This is a genomic window from Pseudarthrobacter sp. SORGH_AS 212 (assembly GCF_030818145.1).
GTDB lineage: Bacteria > Actinomycetota > Actinomycetes > Actinomycetales > Micrococcaceae > Arthrobacter.
The window spans coordinates 1,418,610-1,440,819 of record NZ_JAUTAA010000001.1 but is presented as its reverse complement, the minus strand read 5'-3'; the positions used below and the strand labels follow the sequence as shown (position 1 = coordinate 1,440,819).

At 65.6% G+C, this 22,210-nt stretch carries 23 protein-coding genes, 1 pseudogene and 1 riboswitch; of the genes and pseudogenes, 12 read left to right on the top strand and 12 right to left on the bottom strand.

Going from position 1 to position 22,210, the window contains the following annotated elements:
- Positions 1–29: 29 nt before the first annotated feature.
- The 4 genes from QE394_RS06560 to QE394_RS06545 all read right to left on the bottom strand — a co-directional run bounded on the left by QE394_RS06560 (position 30) and on the right by QE394_RS06545 (position 2,646).
- Positions 30–350, bottom strand: coding sequence for a hypothetical protein (locus tag QE394_RS06560; protein ID WP_056076903.1), 321 nt, complete (start codon positions 348–350; stop codon positions 30–32).
- Positions 351–486: 136 nt separating this feature from the next.
- Positions 487–690: a cold-shock protein gene (locus tag QE394_RS06555; RefSeq protein WP_013599688.1), complete on the bottom strand. Its 204-nt coding sequence runs from the start codon at positions 688–690 to the stop codon at positions 487–489.
- Between the two features lie 130 nt (positions 691–820).
- Positions 821–1,447 carry a response regulator transcription factor gene (locus QE394_RS06550; RefSeq protein WP_056076901.1) on the bottom strand — a complete coding sequence of 209 codons (627 nt, stop codon included), beginning with the start codon at positions 1,445–1,447 and terminating at the stop codon, positions 821–823.
- Positions 1,444–2,646 carry a histidine kinase gene (locus QE394_RS06545; RefSeq protein ID WP_056077079.1) on the bottom strand — a complete coding sequence of 401 codons (1,203 nt, stop codon included), beginning with the start codon at positions 2,644–2,646 and terminating at the stop codon, positions 1,444–1,446. Before QE394_RS06545 ends, QE394_RS06550 begins: the two co-directional genes overlap by 4 nt.
- A gap of 197 nt (positions 2,647–2,843) precedes the next feature.
- On the opposite strand from QE394_RS06545, the gene QE394_RS06540 reads away from it, so the two are divergent.
- Both QE394_RS06540 and QE394_RS06535 read left to right on the top strand, forming a co-directional pair.
- On the top strand, positions 2,844–3,413 hold the full coding sequence (locus QE394_RS06540) for a heme-binding protein (protein ID WP_349034092.1): 570 nt from the start codon (positions 2,844–2,846) through the stop codon (positions 3,411–3,413).
- Between the two features lie 9 nt (positions 3,414–3,422).
- Entirely contained in the window at positions 3,423–4,145 is a 723-nt protein-coding gene (locus tag QE394_RS06535; protein WP_349034091.1) for an ankyrin repeat domain-containing protein, read from the top strand.
- A gap of 105 nt (positions 4,146–4,250) precedes the next feature.
- Here the strand turns inward: QE394_RS06535 and QE394_RS06530 are convergent, their stop codons facing one another.
- The 4 genes from QE394_RS06530 to QE394_RS06515 are packed head-to-tail and all read right to left on the bottom strand — an operon-like array spanning position 4,251 to position 8,379.
- Positions 4,251–5,444, bottom strand: coding sequence for an acetyl-CoA acetyltransferase (locus QE394_RS06530; RefSeq protein ID WP_349034090.1), 1,194 nt, complete (start codon positions 5,442–5,444; stop codon positions 4,251–4,253).
- The gene (locus QE394_RS06525; RefSeq protein WP_349034089.1) at positions 5,441–6,112 is read right to left on the bottom strand and encodes a CoA transferase subunit B; all 672 of its coding nucleotides are present in this window, start codon (positions 6,110–6,112) and stop codon (positions 5,441–5,443) included. The genes QE394_RS06530 and QE394_RS06525 overlap by 4 nt, the downstream gene beginning before the upstream one ends.
- Before the next feature lie 57 nt (positions 6,113–6,169).
- Entirely contained in the window at positions 6,170–7,609 is a 1,440-nt protein-coding gene (locus tag QE394_RS06520; RefSeq protein WP_056076894.1) for a TIGR00366 family protein, read from the bottom strand.
- Between the two features lie 53 nt (positions 7,610–7,662).
- Positions 7,663–8,379, bottom strand: a complete 717-nt coding sequence (locus QE394_RS06515; RefSeq protein WP_349034088.1) for a CoA transferase subunit A — start codon at positions 8,377–8,379, stop codon at positions 7,663–7,665.
- 174 nt (positions 8,380–8,553) lie between these two features.
- On the opposite strand from QE394_RS06515, the gene QE394_RS06510 reads away from it, so the two are divergent.
- A complete protein-coding gene (locus QE394_RS06510) occupies positions 8,554–9,345 on the top strand; it encodes an IclR family transcriptional regulator (RefSeq protein WP_056076891.1) in 792 nt (263 codons plus the stop codon).
- Positions 9,346–9,451: 106 nt separating this feature from the next.
- On the opposite strand, the gene nadE is transcribed toward QE394_RS06510, so the two are convergent.
- The gene (nadE, locus tag QE394_RS06505) at positions 9,452–10,306 is read right to left on the bottom strand and encodes an ammonia-dependent NAD(+) synthetase (protein WP_056076889.1); all 855 of its coding nucleotides are present in this window, start codon (positions 10,304–10,306) and stop codon (positions 9,452–9,454) included.
- Between the two features lie 74 nt (positions 10,307–10,380).
- Between nadE and pyrE the strand changes: the two genes are divergently transcribed.
- The 4 genes from pyrE to QE394_RS06485 all read left to right on the top strand — a co-directional run bounded on the left by pyrE (position 10,381) and on the right by QE394_RS06485 (position 13,800).
- Complete coding sequence (pyrE, locus tag QE394_RS06500; RefSeq protein WP_056076887.1) at positions 10,381–10,965, top strand: orotate phosphoribosyltransferase; 585 nt, start codon at positions 10,381–10,383, stop codon at positions 10,963–10,965.
- A gap of 170 nt (positions 10,966–11,135) precedes the next feature.
- The gene (locus QE394_RS06495) at positions 11,136–11,903 is read left to right on the top strand and encodes a GAF and ANTAR domain-containing protein (protein WP_056076885.1); all 768 of its coding nucleotides are present in this window, start codon (positions 11,136–11,138) and stop codon (positions 11,901–11,903) included.
- Positions 11,904–12,033: 130 nt separating this feature from the next.
- Complete coding sequence (locus QE394_RS06490; RefSeq protein WP_056076883.1) at positions 12,034–12,675, top strand: hypothetical protein; 642 nt, start codon at positions 12,034–12,036, stop codon at positions 12,673–12,675.
- A gap of 84 nt (positions 12,676–12,759) precedes the next feature.
- Positions 12,760–13,800, top strand: a complete 1,041-nt coding sequence (locus QE394_RS06485; protein WP_349034087.1) for an alpha/beta hydrolase — start codon at positions 12,760–12,762, stop codon at positions 13,798–13,800.
- Here QE394_RS06485 and QE394_RS06480 read toward each other — a convergent pair.
- Entirely contained in the window at positions 13,797–14,627 is an 831-nt protein-coding gene (locus QE394_RS06480; protein ID WP_056076878.1) for an HAD-IIA family hydrolase, read from the bottom strand. The two genes, QE394_RS06485 and QE394_RS06480, sit on opposite strands and share 4 nt — an antisense overlap.
- Positions 14,628–14,721: 94 nt before the next feature.
- Between QE394_RS06480 and QE394_RS06475 the strand changes: the two genes are divergently transcribed.
- From QE394_RS06475 to QE394_RS06465, 3 genes and pseudogenes are all read left to right on the top strand, one after another.
- Positions 14,722–15,393, top strand: a complete 672-nt coding sequence (locus QE394_RS06475) for a TrmH family RNA methyltransferase (RefSeq protein WP_200937717.1) — start codon at positions 14,722–14,724, stop codon at positions 15,391–15,393.
- Positions 15,394–15,539: 146 nt separating this feature from the next.
- Positions 15,540–16,562, top strand: a pseudogene (gene fbaA / locus QE394_RS06470) (class II fructose-bisphosphate aldolase); the annotation flags it as partial.
- Complete coding sequence (locus QE394_RS06465; RefSeq protein ID WP_045730031.1) at positions 16,563–16,985, top strand: DUF3151 domain-containing protein; 423 nt, start codon at positions 16,563–16,565, stop codon at positions 16,983–16,985.
- Between the two features lie 134 nt (positions 16,986–17,119).
- Here the strand turns inward: QE394_RS06465 and QE394_RS06460 are convergent, their stop codons facing one another.
- Both QE394_RS06460 and QE394_RS06455 read right to left on the bottom strand, forming a co-directional pair.
- On the bottom strand, positions 17,120–17,752 hold the full coding sequence (locus QE394_RS06460; protein ID WP_261620750.1) for a uracil-DNA glycosylase: 633 nt from the start codon (positions 17,750–17,752) through the stop codon (positions 17,120–17,122).
- A gap of 217 nt (positions 17,753–17,969) precedes the next feature.
- Positions 17,970–19,178 carry a cobalamin-independent methionine synthase II family protein gene (locus QE394_RS06455; protein WP_349034086.1) on the bottom strand — a complete coding sequence of 403 codons (1,209 nt, stop codon included), beginning with the start codon at positions 19,176–19,178 and terminating at the stop codon, positions 17,970–17,972.
- A gap of 11 nt (positions 19,179–19,189) precedes the next feature.
- A riboswitch (SAM riboswitch) is annotated at positions 19,190–19,294 on the bottom strand.
- A gap of 183 nt (positions 19,295–19,477) precedes the next feature.
- Here QE394_RS06455 and QE394_RS06450 point away from each other — a divergent pair.
- Positions 19,478–20,563 (top strand): M14 family zinc carboxypeptidase, encoded by a 1,086-nt coding sequence (locus QE394_RS06450; protein ID WP_268159438.1) that lies wholly within the window; start codon positions 19,478–19,480, stop codon positions 20,561–20,563.
- 241 nt (positions 20,564–20,804) lie between these two features.
- A complete protein-coding gene (locus QE394_RS06445; protein WP_056077073.1) occupies positions 20,805–22,094 on the top strand; it encodes an adenylosuccinate synthase in 1,290 nt (429 codons plus the stop codon).
- Positions 22,095–22,210: the final 116 nt, after the last annotated feature.

The window sequence follows — 22,210 nt, the reverse complement described above, 5'->3', positions numbered from 1 at the left end:
AGGGAATCCGTTAGGGCTTTTGCGGGCGGTCAGCGGGTGCGGCGGTGGCGCGCCTGGGCCACCAGCCGGGTGAATGAAAAGACGAAGGCGGCCTCGACCAGGACCATGAGTCCGGCAAGCAGCCATTGCTGGCGGGCTACGAAGAAGACGCAGCCGGTCAGGACCAGGATGGTGCCCAGGGCCAGGGCGTAGACAGCAAAGCCGACGGCGACGCGGGCGCTGCGCACGCCGGTGCGGAAACCGAATCCGTGGGGTTCGCCACCGGGCTGGCCGGGGACACGGTCCGGCATTCCGGGACCGAGCCTGTCGAACTCTTCCCAGGGATCCCTGTCCTCTTTCTTGCCGGTCATGGGTCAATTATCCCAAAAGCACCGAACGTCGTGGGAGGGGCCGCCGGCAGGCACAACTAAAACAGCGGCCCCGCCAACACGAGGTTGGCGGGGCCGCTGCCGGGGCTGGCCCGGGTAACCGGGCCGGCCGTAAGACTTAGAGCGGGCGGATGTTCTCTGCCTGCGGGCCCTTGGGGCCCTGGGTCACGTCGAATTCGACCTTCTGGTTTTCGTCCAGTGAGCGGTAACCGCTGCTGGCGATTGCCGAGTAGTGGGCGAAAACGTCAGCGGACCCGTCATCGGGGGCAATGAAGCCAAAACCCTTTTCGGCGTTGAACCATTTAACTGTGCCTGTTGCCATGGCTGCATTCCTTCATGTGACTCTGATTCTCTCCCCGGATTTCAGCCCGGGGTGCGCGAAGAACGTCCCCCGCAATCCCAAAGTACGGGGCTAAACGCCCTGTTGCAAGGGTAAACGCCACAAACCCGCGTCAGCGCATGCCCTCACGGCGGATGGCGGTGGCAATCGCGGCGGCCCGGGTTTCCACTCCCAGCTTCGAATAGATGTGCGCCAGGTGGGTTTTGACAGTGGCTTCCGAAATGAAAAGCCGCTGGCCGAGTTCGCGGTTGCTAAGCCCCTGGGTGAGCAGGCTCAGCAGCTCCGCCTCGCGCGGAGTGAGGATCTCCTCCGGGTTGCGGAGTTGCTGGAAGAGCCGCGACGCCACCGGCGGGCTCATCACGCTCCTGCCCTGCACCGCGCCGCGGACAGCCGCAAATATCTCCTCAGGCGCGGCGTCCTTCAGCAGGTAACCCATGGCTCCGGCGTCCACGGCACGCACAATGTCCGCGTCCGAATCGTAGGTAGTGAACACCAGGATGGCCTGCCCGCTGTTGAGCCCGCGGATGCGCCGGATGGCTTCGATGCCGTCCATTCCCTCACCCATGGCGAGGTCCATGACCACGACGCCGGGCGAATGCTCCCGCACCAGCACCAGGGCTTCCTCCCCGGACGCGGCGTCGGCCACCACCGCGATGTCCGGCTGGGTTCCCAACAGGGCGCGCAGCCCGCTCCGGACCACCAGGTGGTCATCGACCAGGAGCACGGTAATGGCACTCATGCCTGGCTTCCGTCCGTAGAGGCCGCTGAAAGGCCAGCGGGGAGTTGCGCCGCCACGATGGTGCCCTCGCCCGGGGCGCTTTCCACCGAGAACGTCCCGCCAAGCTGTTCCACGCGCTGCCGCATGGCCCGCAGGCCGTAGCCTCCGGCGTCCGACGGCGGGGCTGCCGCCGCCGGATCAAAGCCGGCGCCGTCGTCGTAAACATCCAGGGTGACGGCATCCGGAAGGAACCCGAGGGTCACGGTGGCGGTGGTTGCGGAGGCATGGAGCCGAACGTTGGACGCCGCACTTTGGACCACGCGCAGCAAGGTGTGCCGGATGTCTGCCGCCACCGGCCGGGGTTCGCCGGTGACCAGGAGCCGGGCGTCGGGAAGGTATCGGCGGGCCGCCGTCAGCAGGGCTTCCGGCAGCGGCGACCCTTCGAGTCCGGGGGAGGCAAGGTCATGGACCAGGGTTCGGGTTTCGGCCAGGTTGTCCCGCAGCAGGGAAGTGGCCTGCCGCAGGTCCGCGTGGGCGGAGGTCGCGGGCCAGGTGCGCCCGGCTGCCTCGAGCAACAGCAGGCTGCTGGCCAGGCCCTGGGTCACGGTGTCGTGGATTTCGCGGGAAACCCGCTCCCGCTCGGCAATGGTGCCTGCATGCCGTTCGCTGGCAGCCAGCTTCCCCTGCGCGGTGGAGATCTCGCCGTGCAGCCGCCGCTGTTCCTCGGCATCGTTGCGGATCCGGTCATGGATGAGGGTCAGCATCACACCCACGGCCAGGGGGCCAAGCAGCATGGCCAGGTCCGTGCCCCCGCTGAGCCTGAACAATCCTGCCGCCGTGGCGACGGCGATGATGCCCGCGGCAACATAGGCCGCAGCACCGCTGATTGCGGCACGGCAGAGGAAGAAGAGGGCGAAGGAGCACCAGGCAAAGCTCGGTGCCGCGATGACCAGCACCGCCCAGACGGCCACAAGGGCGGACATCCAAGCCAGTCCAGGCAAGCCGCGCCTGGCAAGCACCGCAACGCCCGCGTACAGCAGGGAGGCTGCAGCGGCGAGGCACAGGACCAGCACATTGTCCGCGGGCGGGTGGCGCATGGCGTACCGGGCGGTCGACGCCACCAGGAGGACGGCGAATCCCGCATGGACCGCCGTGTCGATGCTGCCCAGCCGGGGCAGCCCGGCAGGACTCGCGGACTGGTCAGGGCCTGGGGCTGTCATGGAATTTCCGGTCTGGTGGGGGAACACTGCCTTTCCATGCTATTGCCAGCGGCACGGACGGGTCTCTCATCCATTTGGCTGATACGGCTGTCCTTTGGTCGCAGCAGGGACCATGCAAAGGCCCGATGGCAGGCAGGGCGGTGGCCGGAAGGATTGAAGTGTCCGCAGCGATCGCCTGCCAAACCGAAGGAGCCACCATGAAGAAGTCCCGCACAGCCCTTGCCGCCGCCGCAGCCGGTGCCCTGGTCCTCACCGCCGGAGTCACGGCCGCGGCCAACGCAGGAACAGCCCCTGCGCCCGCAGCCGTTCCCGCCGTGGACGTCCAGCCTGCGCCGGAAACCGTCGTCCAGCAGAACCGCATCTCCGTGGGGGCCTCCGCCACTGCCGTGAACGCCGCCCTTGCCAAGTGCCAGGCGGACAAGCTCCCGTTCGTCACCGTTGCCGTGGTGGACCGGTTCGGCACAGTTCAGGCACTGCTCCGCGGAGACAATGCGGCGGAGCACACCATCGATGCCGCCAAGCGGAAGGCCTACACCGCCGCCGCATTCGGTACGCCCACCAGCGAGTTGGCCAAACGGATCAACGGCAACGGTCCGTCCATTGCAGACCTTCCCGGCACCCTGTTCCTGGCAGGCGGCGTCCCGCTCAAGGTCAACGGTGTGTCAGTGGCCGGCGTCGGGGTTGGCGGCGCACCGGACGGTGCCCTGGACGAGGCCTGCGCCACCGCCGGAGCCGCAGCCATCGCGGGCGCCCCCGCCGGAAAGTAGGCTGCCCGTATGAGGCGCAGTGGCTTAGGTGCCCAGGGCTTGCTGGCCGCCGGCGCCCTGGCCCTCATCCTCACGGCGTGCCAAAGCCCTGCCCCGGCACCATCCGGCGGACCGGCGTCGGCCGTCCCCTCATCCAGCACGCCTGGCGGGGCAGGCCCCAGCGGAACCGTCGACGCCGAAACCGGCCTTCCTGCTGCAGGGCCGACGGCAACCCCGACGGCACTCCCCGCCGAGGTCCAGGCGGCGCTGGACCAGGAACTCATTGCTGCCGCCAAGGCCAACAATGCGGCGCTGGCCCGCGAACTGGTGGGCCGGGGCGGCAACGTCAACGCCAAGGATTCCATCCAGGACTCGGCCTTCCTCTACGCCGGCGCTGAGGGCTTCAATGAGGTACTGCAGCTGACCCTGCTCGCCGGCGCGGACGTTTCCAGCATCAACCGGTACGGCGGGACTGCCCTGATTCCGGCCAGCGAGCATGGGCATGTGGAAACGGTGAAGATCCTGGTTGCCGCCGGCGTACCCGTCAACCACGTGAACAACCTGGGCTGGACGGCAATGCAGGAAGCCATCCTCCTGAACAATGGCGGTCCGCGGCAGCAGGAAGTGGTGCGGCTGCTGCTGGAGGCCGGCGCGGATCCGGGTATCCGTGATCCGGAAGGCCGGACTGCGCTGCAGAACGCCGAGCGGCTGGGCTTTGCGGAGATCGCCGCCCTGATCCGGAGCCACGGCTAGCCTGCGCGATCGCGGGGCACTTTGACGCGGACACGCCGTCGTAATTCCATCCGGCGGCGGCGAAGCGCCTCAAAGTGCCCCACGACGGGGGCTTTCCTTAGAAGGTCAGACGGCCTCGAGGATGCTGACGTAGTTGGCGATGCCCACGCCGCCCATGTTCTGGACCGCGGCCCGGCGCGGTGCCGTGAGCTGCATGTCGCCGGCGGTGCCCGTCAGCTGCATGGCGGCGAGCACGTGCTGCGAGACGCCGGTGGCACCCACGGGATGGCCCTTTGACTTGAGGCCGCCGGAGACGTTGACCGGCAGCTTCCCGTCCTTGAACACCCACCCTTCCTCGAGCGCGCGGGCACCCTGCCCGGGTTCAGTCAGTCCCATGGCCTCGTACATGAGCAGTTCGGCGATGGTGAAGCAGTCATGGACTTCGGCGAGGTCCAGGTCTTCGATCCCGACGCCTGCCATCGCCAGGGCACGCTGCCACGAGACCCTGGTGGCTTCGAAGGCCGTGGGGTCGCGGCGTGCGGCCGGGAAGAAGTCGTTGGCCTGGCCGAACCCGGCGAGCCTCACGGCGGGGTTGGCGCCTGCCGTGGGGGAGGCAGAGAGCACGACGGCGGCAGCACCGTCCGAGACGGGGGAGCAGTCGGTCCGGCGCAGGGGATCGGCGACCATCGGGTTCTTGTCCGACACGGTCCGGCAGAACTCTTCGCCGAGGTCCTTCCGGAGCTGCGCGTAGGGGTTGTCCACGCCGTTGCGGTGGTTCTTGGCAGCGATGCTGCCCAGCACGTCTCCAAGGTTCCCGGCCGGGTCGTAGCGCTTGGCGTAGTGCTTGGCCACTTCGGCGAACAGCCCGGTAAAGCCGGTTGTGGAGGGCTTGCCGGCCATGTCGTAATCGGCACCCAGCAGGCCTGCGCCCACAACGTCAGCCCCTGCGTGGGTCATCTTTTCGGCGCCGATCACCAGGACGGTTTTGGCCGTGCCCGCCAGCAGCGACTTGGTACCCTGCTGGAACGCTGCCGAACCCGAGGCGCACGCGTTTTCCACGCGGGTGGACGGGACATTGGCCAGGTCCGGGGAAACCTGCAAAGCCAGCGACGAGGGGAACGCCAGCGGCATCATGCCGGAGTTGAACTGGCCCACGTAGACTTCGTCGATCTGCCCGGGCTCGATGCCTGCGGCGCTGATCGCGTCCGTGGCCACCTGCACGATCAGGGATTCCAGGGTGTCGTCGGCGAGTTTGCCGAACTTGCTGTGCCCCCATCCGGTGATCAGGACATCCTTGCCGAACTGTTCCTTCAGGCTCATGCCGCCACTTCCTCGTTTTCAAGGCGGACTTCAAAATCCGCTTCCGTCTTATCCCGGATGTCCTCCACGGTGACCCCCGGCGCCAGCCGGGTCAGCGTGAGCTGCCGCCCGGCGTCGTCCGTTTTGTAAAGGTCAAAGACGGCGAGGTCGCTGATGATCCGGTCCACGCAGCTGAGGCCGGTCAGGGGGAGGGAGCATTCCCGGACGATCTTCGCGGTGCCGTCCTTGGCGTTGTGCTCGGTGAGGACCACCACCCGGGGTGTGCCTGCCACCAGGTCCATGGCCCCGCCCATGCCCTTGACCATCTTGCCGGGGATGGTCCAGTTGGCGAGGTCGCCGTTGCCGGAGACCTGCATGGCACCGAGGATGGCCACCTTCACGTGGCCGCCGCGGATCATGCCAAATGACGTGGCGGAGTCGAAGATGCTGCCGCCGGGAAGCACCGTGACGGTCTGCTTTCCGGCGTTGATGAGGTCCGCGTCCTCCTCGCCCTCGTAGGGGAACGGACCCATGCCGAGGAGTCCGTTTTCGCTCTGCAGGACCACCCGCACGCCGTCGGGCAGGTTGTTGGCCACCAGCGTGGGGATGCCGATGCCCAGGTTGACGTAGTCGCCGTCGTTCAGTTCTTCAGCTGCGATCGCAGCCATTTCATCCCTGGTCCAGGCCATGGGTTCCTCGATTCTCAGTGTCTTGTCGGTTGTTTGGGGGGTGCCGCCAAGGGATGGCTATTTGGGAATGACCGGCGGAACAAACTCGAAGGTCATTCCCAGCAGCCAGGCCAGCAGCAGGACCACCGGAAGGTGGAACAGGAATTGCTGGAAGGTGAAGCCCACCAGGTCCCGGGCGCGCAGCCCCAGCACGGCCAGCAGGGGCAGCATGAAGAAGGGGTTGATCAGGTTGGGCAGGGCCTCGGCCATGTTGTAGATCTGCACGGTCCAGCCCAGGTTCATGTTGACGTCCGTGGCGGACTGCATCACGTAGGGCGCCTCCACCAGCCACTTGCCTCCGCCCGAGGGGACGAACATGCCCAAGAAGGCCGTGTAGAGGGCGATGACCACCGCAAAGGCGCCGTTGCTGCCGATGCTGGTGAAGAAGTGGGCCAGGTGCTCAGAGACGGTGAGCCCGTCAGCCCCGGCGGCCTTCGTGAGAATGGCTGCCATGGCTGCGTAGAGCGGGAACTGGACCAGGATGCCGGCGGTGGCGGGCACGGCCTTGGTGACCGCCTGCAGGAACTTCCGGGGAGTACCATGCAGCACCAGGCCCAGCATCAGGAACACCAGGAGATAGCCGTTCAGGGAACTGACCACCGTAAGGATGGGCAGCGTGAGCAGTTGGGAGACCAGCCAGCCCAGGGTCAGGACACCGGCAATGATGGGCAGGATCCGGCTGTACTCAAGCCACTCACCCGGTCGCGACTTTTCGGCGGGAGCTTCGGGTTCGTCGTCCAGGTCCACGCCCATGTCCTCGGCTGTCCGGATGGCCTTTCCCGTGGGAGCCGAGAAGTGGGCAATCACGGTGGTGAGGAGCATAAGGATCACCAGCGTCAGCAGCGACTGCCACGTGAAGATGGTGGTGCCGAAGTCCAGGACCCCGGTAATCTGCAGCAGTGCCGGCGGAATCGACGCCTTCGTTGCCTGCAGCTGCGCGGCCGAGGAGGACAGCCCCAGGGCCCACACTGCACCGAGCCCCATGAAAGCGGCCGCACCGAGGGCGCGGTAGTCGACCGTGAGGTCGGAACGCCGCGCGATGGCCCGGGCCAGGAGTCCGCCGAAGATCAGGCTCAAGCCCCAGTTGATGAACGAGACGGACATGGACATGACGGCCACGAAGCTCACCGCCGTTCGGGCGGACCCCGGAATGACTGCCAGGCGGTTGATCAGCCGCGCAACGGGCGGGGACGTGGCCACCACATAGCCGGTGAGCACCACCATGGCCATCTGCAGGGTGAAGGCGGTGAGGTCCCAGAACCCGTTGCCGAAGGAGTCCACCACGGCCTTGGGGGAAGCCCCAATGGCCAGTGCGGCAATGGCAACGAGGACGACGCCGGCGAGCGCGAAAATGTAGGCGTCCGGGAACCACTTCTGCGTCCATCCGGCGAGGCTTTCCGCCATCCGGGCCAAGCCCTTCTGGCGGACATCCTCATCTTGAATCTGCGCGGTGTTCATTGTTGTGTGCTCTCCATTGAGTTGCGGGCGGTTGCTGCGGGTGTCGGCGCCGGTCAGGCGGACACAAGATCGGTGCGCGGCCGCACCGTCCGCTGCTCAATGTCCTTCACGCCATTGGTTGCCTGCACCAGGCGCTGGACGAAAACACCCGGAGTGACCACGTGGTTGGGATCCACTTCTCCGGGCTGCACGATCACTTCGGCCTCGGCAATGGTCAGCCTGCCGGCCGTGGCCACTACGGGATTGAAATTCCGGGCTGTGTAGCGGTAGACGAGGTTGCCGTCTGTATCGGCAGTGTGGGCGTGGACAAGTGCCACGTCGGCAATGATGGCGCGCTCGCGGACGTACGTTTCGCCGTCGAATACTTCCAGCGGCTTTCCCTCGGCCACCAGCGTGCCCACGCCGGTCTTCGTATAGAACGCCGGGATGCCCGCCCCACCCGCCCGGAGCCGCTCCGCCAGGGTGCCCTGGGGCGTGAATTCAACCTCCAGCTTTCCGCCGAGGTACTGCTCGGCGAAGAGCTTGTTTTCCCCCACGTAGGAGGCGATCACCTTGCGGACCTGCCCCGCTTCGATGAGGATACCCAGCCCCTTGCCGTCCACGCCCATGTTGTTCGAGACCACGGTGAGGTTCTGCACGCCGGAGTCACGGACAGCTTCAATGAGGTCTGCCGGAATGCCGCTGAGCCCGAAGCCGCCGACAGCGAGGGTGATGCCGTCCTGCAGGGCGCCTTCCAGGGCGGCTGCCGCGGAGTCCTGGATTTTGCTCATGGGTGTGTCTCCTCATCGAGATGGTCAGTCCACTTTGTGGACTCGGCTTCTGAGTATGGAGACTACGGTCCGCGTCTCATGCCCGTCAAGGCTGATAATCACCTGATTCAGCCGCGTTCTATACTGTGGACGTAGGGCAACAAAGTATCCACAATATGGACGATTGAGGCATCGATGAGCAATTTTCCCGTGCAGGGCGCCCAAGTGGTCAGCCGCCTCGCAAGCCTGCTGCGGCTGGTTGGCCGCAGCGCCGGGGGCATGCCGCTGGCCGATGTTGTTCGCGAATCCGGCCTCACCCGGCCTACCGTGCACAGGCTCCTGTCTTCCATGGCCGCCGAGGGCCTGCTGGACCACGATCCCGTCAACGGCAACTGGGTGCTGGGCCCCGAGATGCTGCTGTTGGGCTCGGTGGCCTCTGCCCGGTTCCCCATGGAGGACATCGCCCGGCCCAGCCTGCGGCGGCTGGCCGAGGCCACGGGTGAGAGCGCCTTCTTCTCCATCCGCCGCGGCATGGAAACGGTCTGCCTGCTGCGGGAGGAAGGCAGCTTCCCGGTCCGTTCTTTCGTGCTGCATGAGGGTGTGCGGTTTCCCTTGGGGGTGGCGTCCGCGGGAACCGCCATCATGGCCTTCCTTCCCGAGGGGGAACGGGAAGGGATCCTGCAGGACTGGGAGGCCCACGCTGGAACCTTCGCAGCCGGGCACACCGCCGGCATCGTCCGGGAGAACCTTGAACGCACCAGGCTGGCTGGGTACTCCGTGAACCCCGGGCTCGTCCTTGAAGGCAGCTGGGGGATGGGCGCCGCAGTATTCGACAGGTCCGGCAAGCCGGCCTGGGCGCTGTCCCTGACAGGCATTGAGCCGCGCTTCAAACCGGAACGGCAGGACGAGCTGGGCGGCCTCCTCATGGCGGAGGCCCACCGGATCACCCAGCAGCTCGGCGGGGGAGAAGGTGCCCCGGCCCGCTGAGTCTCCACGGCAGTGCCAACGTACGACGACGGCGCGCCGCCTTGAGTAGGGAGACGCGCCGTCGAGATCCCAGCAAGCAGGGAAATATCAGCGGTTGGGTGCCGGGCTATAGTCCCGCCCGGGGCTCTACCGGGCCTTCGCCCTTCCACCACGTATCGAAGACGGTCACGGGGACCGTGCGCTTGTGCCGCGTGCGCAGGTACTTCTGCTCGATTGACTCCGCGACGGCCTCAGGAACCTCGCGGCCCTCGAGGTAGTCGTCGATCTGGTCGTAGCTAAGGCCCAGTTCGTCCTCATCGGTGCGTCCGGGGCGGTCGTCCAGCAGGTCGGCGGTGGGGACCTTTTCCCACACGCGTGCCGGGGCGCCCAGCTCGGCCAGCAGGGCCCGGTTCTGCCGCTTGTTCAAACCGAACAGGGGCAGGATATCCGCGCCGCCGTCGCCGTACTTGGTGAAGAACCCGGTGACGGATTCCGCGCCGTGGTCAGTGCCGATCACCAAGTAGTTGAATTCCCCGGCCAGCGCGTATTGGGCGATCATCCGGGTGCGGGCCTTGGTGTTGCCCTTGTGGAAGTCGGAGATCTCCGAGCCGGCGGTCTTGTGGAACTCGTCCTCGAAGCCGTCCACGGCCGCGGAGATGTTGAAGGTCCACTCGGTTTTGGCCTTGATGAAGTCCAGGGCGGCCTGCGCGTCCTCCTCATCGTGCTGCACGCCGTAGGGCAGGCGGACTGCTACGAAGTTTGCTTCCAGGCCTTCCGCCTCGAGCTCCTCGACCGCCTGCTGGGCCAGTTTTCCGGCCAGCGAGGAATCGAGCCCTCCGGAAATTCCCAGGACAAAGCCCTTGGTGCCGGTGGCCTTGAGGTACTCCTTGAGGAACGTGACGCGTTTGCGCACCTCCCCCGCGGGATCGATCCGGGGCTGCACGCCCATTTCTTCAATGATGGTGGCCTGGAGTTCGCGCATGTGGTCCACACTAGCCAGCGCCGGCAACCCTGCTCAAGCAACCGCACCGGCCCGGTCCCACTAAACTGGAACCCATGACTTCCCCCAGTGAGACTGCAGTGGACTCTGCAGCCGCCCGCGCCCGACTGCTCGAACTCATCAAGGAACTTGCCGTGGTCCGCGGCAAGGTCATCCTCTCCAGCGGCGCGGAGGCGGATTACTACATCGACCTTCGCCGCATCACCCTGCACCACGAGGCGTCCAAGCTGGTAGGCCAGGTCATGCTGAAGATGGCGGACGACGCCGGCATCGGCTTTGAGTGCGCAGGTGGCCTGACCATGGGAGCCGACCCCGTGGGCACCGCCGTCATGCACGCTGCGGTGGACGCCGGCCGCACCGTGGACGCTTTCGTGGTCCGCAAGGCCCAGAAGTCCTACGGCATGGGGCGCCAGGTGGAAGGCCCCTCAGTGGAGGGCCGGAACGTGCTGGTCCTCGAAGACACATCCACCACCGGCGGGTCCGCGCTGACCGCAGTCGAGGGCGTCCGCAAGGCCGGCGGCAACGTTGTGGCTGTGGCAGTGATCGTGGACCGCGATACCGGCGCCAAGGAAAAGATCGAAGCCGAAACCGGCGTGCCCTACCTCTTCGCGTTCGGCAAGGACGAACTGGGCCTCGACTAGGTCCCCATCGCCGGCCGGGCACCAACTGCTGCGCCCGGGCCGGCAGTCAGGCCGGGTGGCGTGGCGGGAGAGGATGGCGCCGAAGCGATCCGGCCAGCGCACTTGGCCCGGACCGGCCGCTGGCCTAATATTCTCCTTAGCCCCTTAAGTACCCCTTGGAGAACCTGCCCATGCCCACCGCGGACCAGCCGTTGAGCGCCACTGAGACGGTCCAGGACCTGATCCTGGACAGCTCGGATTTTGAAGAGTTCCTCAATGAGCTCGCACGTTTCTCGGCCCACCAGGTTGCAGGTCTGGGCGATGATGCCCTCTGCGGCATCACGCTGCTTCGTGACAGGAAGGCTGCCACTATCGGCTGGAGCAGCGACTCCGCCCGCGAAGTGGATGAAATCCAGTATTCGCTTTCACAGGGTCCCTGCCTGACCGCCGCCCAGGAAGAACGTGAGATCCACGTCCCGGACCTGTTTGATGAAGACCGTTGGGGCCCGGAGTACGCCTCCGCTGTGGCTTCTTATGGCCTGCGTTCGGTGTTGTCGCTGCCGTTCAACCTGCAGGGGGACGCGAAGGCGGCGCTCAACCTGTACTCGGATGTCCCGCACAAGTTCGACGAGCGGGCCACCGCTAAGGCCCGCGGCTTCACGAGGGAGATCTCCCAGGCCCTGCGGCTGGCTGTGCGCTTCTCCCTCCATTCGGACAGCGCGGCGAACCTCAGGGCAACCCTGGAATCGCGCACCATCATCGACATCGCCATCGGGATTGTGATGGCGCAGAACAGGTGCAGCCAGGAAGCGGCCATCAGGATCCTCACCGAGGCTTCCAGTAACAGCAATACAAAGTTGCGGGACATCGCCAAGTCATTGGTTGATTCGGTCGGCGGCACCGGCACCCGTACGTTTTACCAGGAACCCGGCAGCCGCAGGCCTGAACAGTCAGCCTAGCCAGGCCGCCCGGTGGGCAGGCCGCCCGACGGGCGAAGCAGTCCCTGGAACACAGGTTGTGCCTGCACACCATCGGGGATACGCTGGCCGTGGTTGAGCCGTCGGCCATAGAACCTCTTTTGGAGTACCTATGGACCGCTCTCTTAATGCGCTCGTTAACCTCGACGTCCCCGCTGACATAGTCAGGATCGACGTCCGCGGAAGCCTCACCCACGATTCCCGTCCGGACCTTGTCCACATCATCCGACGCGTCCGGCGCATGGGCATCCGTGCCCACATCCGCGTTGACCTCTCGCAGGCTGCACTGGTGGAATCCAGTGCCCTGGCAGGTCTTCGCAGCGACCTGAACACCATGGACGCCAACAGCCTTCCCGGCATCTACGGCTCTGGTGTGTCGCTTCACCTCACGGGTTCACACGAGCGATTGGCTGGGGCACACCTGGCCGGTGCCGGGCCTGCCCAGCAGGTGCAGCCACTGCACATCGTCGACGACGACGCCAGCCACCCCCACCACGGCAGGCCCTTCGGCGAGGGGTACCAGGTGGCGCCGGACGCCGCGCTTGAGGAACTGTTCGGGCGGCAGTTGGTGGAGTACTCCGAACAGGAACTCCTCGCGGCAAGCGACACCCTCTTTGCGCTGCTGGACCACCCGGGGGCTTTCCCGGGTTCCGACCTCCTGGGGCGCTACAACGACATCGGACGCGAGCTTGGCCGCCGCCAGCAGGACCCGGAAGCCCCGTTCCCGGCAGCGGAGGGCCAGGCCGCCAGCTGACGGCCGGCCCGCCGCCGGGCAGTCACCGAATGGTTATCCAAGGCTCCTTGCGGCGGACTCTTCAGTTGTGCCTACGGTAGAGGCGTGCCGTATGAGGGGAAGGTTGATCCGCAGGGCCGGGGCGGGGCAACCGCAGCCCGGCTGCTGTCACAAGCCGCTGCCCTCAAGCGCTTTTCACGGCGCAGCTTCTTTACCGCTACTGGTGCTTCAGGGGTACTTGCAGCGGACATGCTGCTGACCCGCGAGGTGCAGTCGCAGCGGCGAACGGACAGGATCCTGCCCGTTCCGGACGACTTTGCCGATGCCTACTACCCGGACGCCAGCTGGTTCCTGTTCCCGGGATACAAGACCAGCTGGGAGGAGGCCCAGTGGATCCTGAACTCCCTCCGTGGTTCCTTGAACAAGCGAGCCCGGCTCGCCGCCGTCGGGTATTCCAACCAAGGCCTGGACATCGACGACATCGTGATCGCCGTCATCGAGTACGTCCGTGAGCAGAAAATCCAAAAACTGTTCTTCTACGGACACAGTTTCGGCGGAATGGTGGCCACCCAGGTGGCGGCCCGGCTCCTGGAAATCCACGGCGTGCAGGTCCAGTTCGTGGTGCTGGACTCCAGCCCGTACAGCAAGCACGACGTCCTGGACCAGAGCTGGTTCGACGGCGTGGTGTTCCTTTACGAGCGTGGCTTCCGGTTCCCGTCCACCCTCCGCGGCGGCTACGAGCTGGGCGAACGGGTCATCCACAAGGACGAGCGCAGCTGGCGCCAGATCCTCGACCAGACCCTGGAGCAGCTCTCGCCCATCGCGCCGTCAAGCGTACTGATCCAGACGGAGTCCGCCTACATCTACCACTTCGACGGCACCCGGTTCGCAGGGAAGATCGGGACAGCCAAGATGGCCTACCTGGGAAGTCCCAAGGACCGCACTGTGCGCTACGAATCAGCAGTGGAAGCGTGGGCCGTGGCGTTCAAGGACAACATGGTCTCCACCGGACTCCAGACCACCGGGGGCGCACCCGCGCACGCCAGCCCGCAATGGAACCCGCACATCTACCGGCCGCTGCTGGACGGTCTGCTTGATGAGCATTTCCCGCTGCCGGCCGGCGGCTCCCGGGTGACGGTGTTCTAGAGCTGGTTCTTCAGGTCCGCCACGGAGTTCAGGACCTGGTTGGGCCGGAAGGGGTAGGAGGCGATCTCGTCCCGCTGCGTGATCCCGGTCAGCACCAGGACCGTGTGCAGCCCGGCTTCCATGCCGGCGATGATGTCCGTGTCCATCCGGTCACCGATCATTGCCGTGGTTTCGGAATGGGCGTCGATCTGGTTCATGGCGGAGCGGAACATCATCGGGTTGGGCTTGCCCACAATGTAGGGTTCCCGTCCCGTGGCTTTGGTGATCAGCGCCGCGATGGCACCGGTGGCCGGCATCGGACCGTCCTTGGACGGGCCCGTGGCGTCGGGGTTGGTGGCGATGAAGCGGGCGCCGGCGAGGATGAGGCGGATTGCTGTGGTGATCGCCTCGAAAGAGTAGGTGCGCGTCTCGCCCAGCACAACGAAGTCCGGATCCTGGTCGGTGAGGATGAAGCCGGCCTCGTGCAGCGCCGTCGTCAGTCCCGCTTCGCCGATCGTGTACGCGCGGTTACCGGACCCTGAGCCCTGCACCTGGTCCTTCAGGAACTGGGCCGTGGCCAGGGCCGACGTCCAGATGTTCTCCTCGGGGATCTCCAGGCCGGACGCACGCAGCCTGGCCGCAAGGTCGCGGGGCGTGAAGATCGAATTGTTGGTCAGGACCAGGAAACGCTTGGACGTATCCACCCACCGCTGGATGAGTTCGGCCGCGCCCGGAACGGCCTGGTTTTCGTGGACCAGGACACCGTCCATGTCCGTCAGCCAGCACTCAATGTCCTGGCCGCTGCGGTATACCGCCGGTGCGCCCTTGACCTTGTCCGCTTCTGCCATGCCTGCCTCCGACTGTCGACGCCCGTGATGAACGGGCCGTGATGATTGCCCGAAAGGTCCAGTCTAGTGTTGAGGGGTGAACCAAACGCCCGGGATGGCAGACGCGCCCCACCACTCGCCCGAAGAAACCGACGCAACGGAAGCCGGGGCACCCAGGGCGGAGGTCGGCGTCGGGCCCTGGGAAGGCGAGTTGCCCGAGGGTGACCACTGGGATCCTGACCTGCTGGCGGACGGCGACCGGCGCAACGTGCTGGACAAATACCGCTACTGGAAGCACGAGGCGATCGTGGCGGAGCTGGACTCGCGGCGGCACAACTTCCACGTGGCCATCGAAAACTGGCAGCACGACCTCAACATCGGCACAGTGGTGCGCACCGCCAACGCCTTCCTCGCCAAGGAGGTGCACATCATCGGACGACGGCGGTGGAACCGGCGTGGAGCCATGGTTACCGACCGCTACCAGCACGTCCGCCACCACCCCACAGTGGAGGATTTCGTCCAGTGGGCGCAGGGGGAGGGGCTGGCGATTATAGGCATCGACATTTTCCCGGACTCCGTTCCGCTGGAAACCTATGAGTTGCCCCGCAACTGCGTGCTGGTGTTCGGGCAGGAGGGGCCAGGCCTGACGCCTGAGGTCCATGAAGCAGCCGAAGCCACACTGTCCATCGAACAGTTTGGTTCCACCCGTTCCATAAACGCTGCGTCCGCCGCGGCGATCGCCATGCACGCGTGGGTCCGCCGGCACGTCTTCAACCAGCACGTTTAGGGCGCCCGCGCGGACGCAACACGGGAGTGTTACCAACTGCCGACCAGAAACTCGGCGGTGTGGCGGATATCGCTAGGATGGTGCCTAGCCGTAAGCGGTCTACTTGAGGGTCTTTTAACCCACAGACGAAACTCAGCAGAGGAGTCAGCATGCCCATTGCAACCCCAGAGATCTACTCCGAGATGATCGACCGTGCGAAGGCGGGCGGATTCGCTTTCCCGGCAGTGAATGTCACGTCCTCTCAGACGCTCAACGCGGCCCTTCGCGGCTTCGCCGAGGCTGAGTCCGACGGCATCGTCCAGGTCTCCACCGGCGGTGCGGCTTACTGGTCCGGCGCCTCCACCAAGGACATGGTGGCCGGTTCCCTGGGCTTCGCGGCCTTCGCCCGTGAAGTGGCCAAGAACTACGGCGTCAACATCGCCCTCCACACGGACCACTGCCCCAAGGACAAGCTGGACGGCTTCGTCCTGCCGCTGCTTGCAGCCTCCGAGGCTGAGGTCAAGGCCGGCCGCAACCCGATCTTCAACTCCCACATGTGGGACGGCTCCGCCGAAACCCTGCAGGACAACCTGCGCATCGCCCGCGAGCTGCTGGCCCGCACGGCCGCTGCCAAGATGATCCTCGAAGTCGAAATCGGGACCGTGGGTGGCGAGGAAGACGGCGTCGAGAACGAGATCAACGAGAAGCTGTACACCACCGTTGAAGACGCACTGGCCACCATTGAAGCCCTGGGTTCCGGCGAGAACGGCCGCTACATCACGGCCCTGACCTTCGGCAACGTCCACGGTGTTTACAAGCCCGGTGGCGTTAAGCTCCGGCCGGAAATCCTCAAGGACATCCAGGCGCAGGTTGGCGCGAAGATCGGCAAGGACAGCCCGTTCGACCTCGTGTTCCACGGCGGCTCCGGTTCCTCGGACCAGGAAATCGCCGACGCCGTGTCCTACGGCACCATCAAGATGAACATCGACACGGACACCCAGTACGCCTACACGCGCCCGGTGGCGGACCACATGTTCCGCAACTACGACGGCGTCCTGAAGGTGGACGGCGAAGTGGGCAACAAGAAGACCTACGACCCCCGCGTCTGGGGCGCCTCCGCCGAAGCCGGCCTCGCCGCCCGCGTTGTGGAAGCCACCAAGCAGCTCGGTTCAGCCGGAAAGACCTTCTAAATGTCGGATGAGTTCCGCAAGAACCTGATGGGGCCGGAGCCCACGCTCCTGCCGGCAGAATCTGAGATCTACCAGCACCTGGCGCTCGGCCAGGAGGCCGTCGACCTTGTGGCGAAGAACCCCACGTCGTCGCTGCTGTGGGCCATCCTTGCCGAGGAGGCTTGGGCGGAGGGACGAACCATCGACTCCTACGCCTACGCGCGCGTTGGCTACCACCGCGGGCTGGACTCGTTGCGCCGCAACGGCTGGCGCGGCGTGGGCCCCATCCCGTGGGAACACGAGCCCAACCGCGGTTTCCTGCGTGCGCTCTACTCGCTGGGACGGGCCTCCTCGGCCATCGGTGAAGCCGACGAACCCGAGCGGATCGAAAAGTTCCTCAACGACTCCGACCCCGCGGCCAAGGCCGCCATCGAGGGCAAATAGGTCCCCACCGCCTCCCTGGCTTCGCTTCGCTCAGCCAGGGAACCCTCGGCGGCGGAGGCCCCTTCATATGACGACGGCGGGCGGTCACCTTTCTTTGGGAAAGGTGACCGCCCGCCGTCGTACTCCTTAGAGGATCAGACCGCCTTCTGCAGCCCCGTACGGGCCATGGCGTCCGCGTAGGCCACGTGCATGTCCTGGAGGTACTCTTCCTGGCGCGCAGGGGAACCGGCGAAGGCGCGGCCGCTGAGGGAGCGTACCTTGTAGGTCTTCAGGCCGCGGCGCCACAGCAGCGGGACCTCGGTCTTGAGGAGCGCGTTGGCCAGACGGTTGGCTTCGGTGCCGTGCGCCACGATGACTGATGCGCGCGGGACAAGGGCGAGGAACTTGAGCAGCGGCTTGAGGCCGGCCTGGATCTGGTCCGGGGTGAACTTGCCGTTCGGTTCGCCCGGGACGTGCCAGGGGTGGACGTTCCACGGCATGACATACTCGGGCCGCAGCCCCAGCTTCCACTGGATGCCGAGCATGCGGGTGGCAGCGTCCTGGTCTCCGGCGGTGATGAAGCCGGAGCCGTCCGCTTCACCGATGTTGGAGAACAGGCTGATGATCCGGCATTCGTCGACGTCGTGCATGGGGTCGACGTAAGGCACCACCGTGCCCGGCCTGGTGTCTTGCAGGGAATCGCACAGCTCGTTGACGGCGGCAACGCTGGGCTCGTAGCGGCGGTTCAGGAGCTGTTCGTGGAGGGATTCTGGTGCAAGGGCGGTCATATGGTGCTGGGTCTCCTGCGGGGATTGGCGGTGCTTCCGCCTGCGGACGAGGGCGCGTGAAGGCGCAACTCGACATCGGCGGTGTGTTGGGGTGGGCCGGTCAACCCGGCCTTCCCCAGTTTAGCAAGCCGCGGGAAGCGAAACGCCGGTAGCGCGTATTCCGGTGACCGGATGCACAGCCGGGGTTTCGTCCTTCCCGTGATTCCACGGCGGCGGGCTACCAGAGCCGTTTCGTGGCCCGGCGTGCACCTTCGCCCAGAGCTTCCAGTTTCGCGTAGGCGATCTGCGGGTGGACGCGCCCGCCCAGGCCGCAGTCGGTGGAGGCGATGACATTTTCCCGGCCGACTACGTCGGCGAATCGCACAATCCTGTCCGCCACCAGGTCCGGGTGCTCCACCACGTTGGTGGCGTGGGAGACGACGCCCGGAATGATCAGCTTGCCATCGGGGAGTTTCGTGTCTTCCCAGACCCGCCATTCATGTTCGTGGCGGACGTTTGCCGCCTCGAAGGAGTAGGCGCCGGCGTTGACCTGCAGGACGGAACCGAGGATGTCTGCGAAGGGGATGTCAGTGGTGTGCGGGCCGTGCCAGGAGCCCCAGCACACGTGCAGCCGGATCTGTTCCTGCGGGAGGTCCCGCAGCGCCCAGTTGGTGGCCTCCACGCGCAGCTGGATGAACTTCAGGTAGTCCTCCAGCGCCGGTTCGGGGTTGATCTGGTCCCAGCTTTCGGCAAGGGACGGGTCATCGAGCTGGACGGTCAGACCGGCGTCGATGATGGCCTTGTATTCCTCACGCATGGCGTCGGCACAGGCGTAGACGAGTTCCTCGTCCGTCTTGTAATACTCGTTGGCCACCCGGGCGCATGAGCCGGGGGAGAGAGACGCTACGAAGCCCTCCGTCAGCCCTGCGGCGGCCAAGCCCGTCTTGAGGTTGTTGACATCCGAGGCCACCAGGTCCTGCCCGGTGTAAGTGAGGGGGCCCGCGATCTTTGGCTGGGTGACGCTCTTGCGGTGGGCCAGGATTCCCGACGACGGGTCGTTGTAAGCCTCGCTGAACTGCTGGCGGTCCCGCCGGTCGGGGAATGATGTGAGGACGACGTTTCCGGGCGACGAACGCCGGACCTCGGAGTCTGCCCAGCGGTCCACGTCGGTAGGCTCCAGTCCGCCGAGCCGGGCGAAGGAGTAGTTCCACCACGCCCCGTAGTCAACAGAGTTGGCCATGGTGTGCCCGTATTCACCGTCGTTGGGAATGTCGATGCCGAGGTCCTTCTGGCGCTGGACAACGTCAACCACCGAGGCTTCGAGGAGTTCCAGGAATTCGGGCGTAATTCCGTCGGCTTCCTTGGCAGCGTTTGCAGCAATGAGTTCAGGCGTCCTCGGCAATGAGCCTGCGTGGGTGGCGCGGATGTGGTCAGTGTTCTGGGGCACGGTGGAGTTCCTTTCCATCGGTCCTGGCAGTAGCACCTTCGGGGCAGGGGGACTCCCTGCTGTACGGGTTGCTGCGGCGTCACTGAGCCAGGTCTCTCAGCCGCTCCGGATGGGTCAGTTCCACTCAAGCCCACCGGCCGGAAGCGGGGCAAATCGGTTTCACGATGTGGCGTGGCTGCCACTGGGAGAGCGCAGTCATAGGCTTACCAGGATTCGTTGAGTCCATTGACAGGTTTCAATCAGCTTGGTTGGCTGTTGTCACAGCGCGCAATGGGGGACATGGCGGCTGGACGCACTCAATGCACTCGAAAGAGGTAACGCACGTGAAGAAATCCCTGGCTACTTTTAGGACCCTTGCCGTTTCAGGGGCCCTTGCACTGGCGGTTGTCGCCGCTCCTGCTCCAGCCATCGCTGTGGGGGAGGGGCCCAACTACGGAGGCAACGGCCAGATCACCACATCCAAGCTGGCCACCTATGACCAGATGGTTTCTTTCCTGAAGGACCAGGACGCCAAGCAGCCTGCCATGGAACTGGAGGTCATCGGCAAAACGGTGAAGGGCCGCGACATCCACCTGGTCAAGTACATCTCGGACCCGGCCAAGCCCACCATCCTCTACTTGACCCAGCAGCACGGCAACGAACAGCTCACTACCGAGGGAGCCATGGAGTTCGTCAAGCACCTCGGCACCGGAAAATCGGCGGACATCCTCAAAGGCGTCAACATCCTGGTGGTTCCGATGCTCAACGCGGACGGTGCCATGGGTGACGTCAACTTCTCCCTGGAGGACTACATCGCCAAGGGTGACCGCAACATGACCCGCTTCAACGCCGAGGGCGTGGACCTGAACCGGGACCACGTGGCCAAGATCCAGCCGGAAACCCAGGCCCTGCACAACAATGTGATGCGCAAATACCGGGTCGACTACATGATCGACCTGCACCACCAGGGCACCCGGGCAGAGCGCGACGGCAAACTGGTGTCCGGCTCCATCCTGTACCCCACCACCCCCAACGCCGATCCCGCCGTCGTCGAACGGTCCAAGCAGCTCGGCGCCGTGGTCTTCGACAACGTTGACTCCACCGGATGGGGCCACCTTGGCAAGTACCAGGGCGGCAGCGCCGAGACCATCAGCCGCAACGGCATCTCAGTGGAATACGGCATCGCCACCCTGCTCTTCGAGATGCGCGGCATGTCGGACCATTACCTCGACGGCTACGCGCTGGGACAGCGCAGCAACGGCTACCTGATCAAGCAGACGGTTACCACGCTGACGTCAACCGCCGCCGCCATCGCGGACGGTTCAATTGCCGACGCCGACACCTCCTTCTGGGACACCCTCGCCGAGCAGACCTCCCGCCCGGCGGGCGAGGCCGACGACGAATAACGGCCGCAGGGCAGGACGTCCCGGTTCTTTACCGCGCGTAAAGAACCGGGACGTCCCAGCGAGTGGACAAAGTGCACTATCGGCTAAACTTGGGTGGTAAGGGCCCCGGGGCCAACGCGTTCGCCAATCCGCCTGCGGAACGGCGGAAGCCGGTCCACTCGGGGCATTCTCATGAACGGCGCTGAACCAGGACCGCCACGCTGTGGCGCCCGGCCGGCCCGAACGAATGGGGGAGGATCCCATGCCAGCAATTGTGATCGTAGGAGCCCAGTGGGGCGACGAAGGAAAAGGCAAGGCCACCGACCTGCTGGGCGGCCGTGTTGACTACGTCGTTAAGCCCAACGGCGGCAACAACGCCGGGCACACCGTCGTCGTAGGCGGTGAAAAGTACGAACTCAAGCTGCTTCCGGCAGGCATTCTCAGCCCCAACGCCGTCCCCATCATTGGCAACGGCTGCGTGGTCAACCTTGAGGCCCTCTTCCAGGAGATCGAAGGCCTGCAGGCACGCGGTGCCGATACGTCCAAGCTGCGCGTTTCCGCAAACGCCCACCTCGTGGCGCCCTACCACCAGGTCCTGGACAAAGTCACTGAACGCTTCCTCGGCAAGCGTGCCATCGGCACCACCGGGCGCGGCATCGGCCCGGCCTACATGGACAAGGTGGCCCGCCTGGGCATCCGCGTCCAGGACGTCTTCGACGAGTCCATCCTTCGCCAGAAGGTGGAGGGCTCGCTGCACCAGAAGAACGAGGTCCTGGTCAAGATCTACAACCGCCGCAGCGTTGTGGTCGATGAGATCGTGGAGTACTTCCTGTCCTTCGCCGAGCGGCTCCGCCCGCTGGTCATCGACAGCACCCTGGTGCTGAACACTGCCCTGGACGAGGGCAAGGTAGTGCTCATGGAAGGCGGCCAGGCAACGTTCCTCGACGTCGACCACGGCACGTACCCGTTCGTCACCTCCTCCAACCCCACCGCGGGCGGCGCATCCGTGGGCTCGGGCATCGGCCCCACCCGCATCTCCCGCTCAATCGGCATCATCAAGGCCTACACCACCCGCGTGGGTGCAGGCCCGTTCCCCACCGAACTGTTTGATGAGATGGGCGTTTACCTGCAGAAGACCGGCGGCGAGTTCGGCGTCAACACGGGGCGCCCCCGCCGTTGCGGCTGGTACGACGCCGTTCTTGCCCGGCACGCGTCCCGCGTCAACGGTTTCACGGACTACTTCGTCACCAAGCTGGACGTGCTCACCGGCATCGAACAGATCCCGGTGTGCGTGGCCTACGACGTTGACGGCGTCCGGCACGACGAGATGCCGATGACGCAGACCGAGTTCCACCACGCCAAGCCCATCTTCGAGTACTTCGACGGCTGGACCGAGGACATCACGGGCGCCCGCACCCTGGCAGACCTGCCGGAGAATGCGCGCAATTACGTCCTCGCGCTGGAGAAGCTGTCCGGGACGCGTTTCTCCGCCATTGGCGTGGGACCGGACCGGGACCAGACCATCGTGGTGAACGACCTCATCAACGACTGACGTTTCAAAGGGAATTATGACGGCGGCGGGCCACCTTTACGGGTGGGCCGCCGCTTGTTCGTTTTCCTGCCAGGCGCGGGGCAGCTCAATTTACACAGGGTTTACCTGCGCTGCCT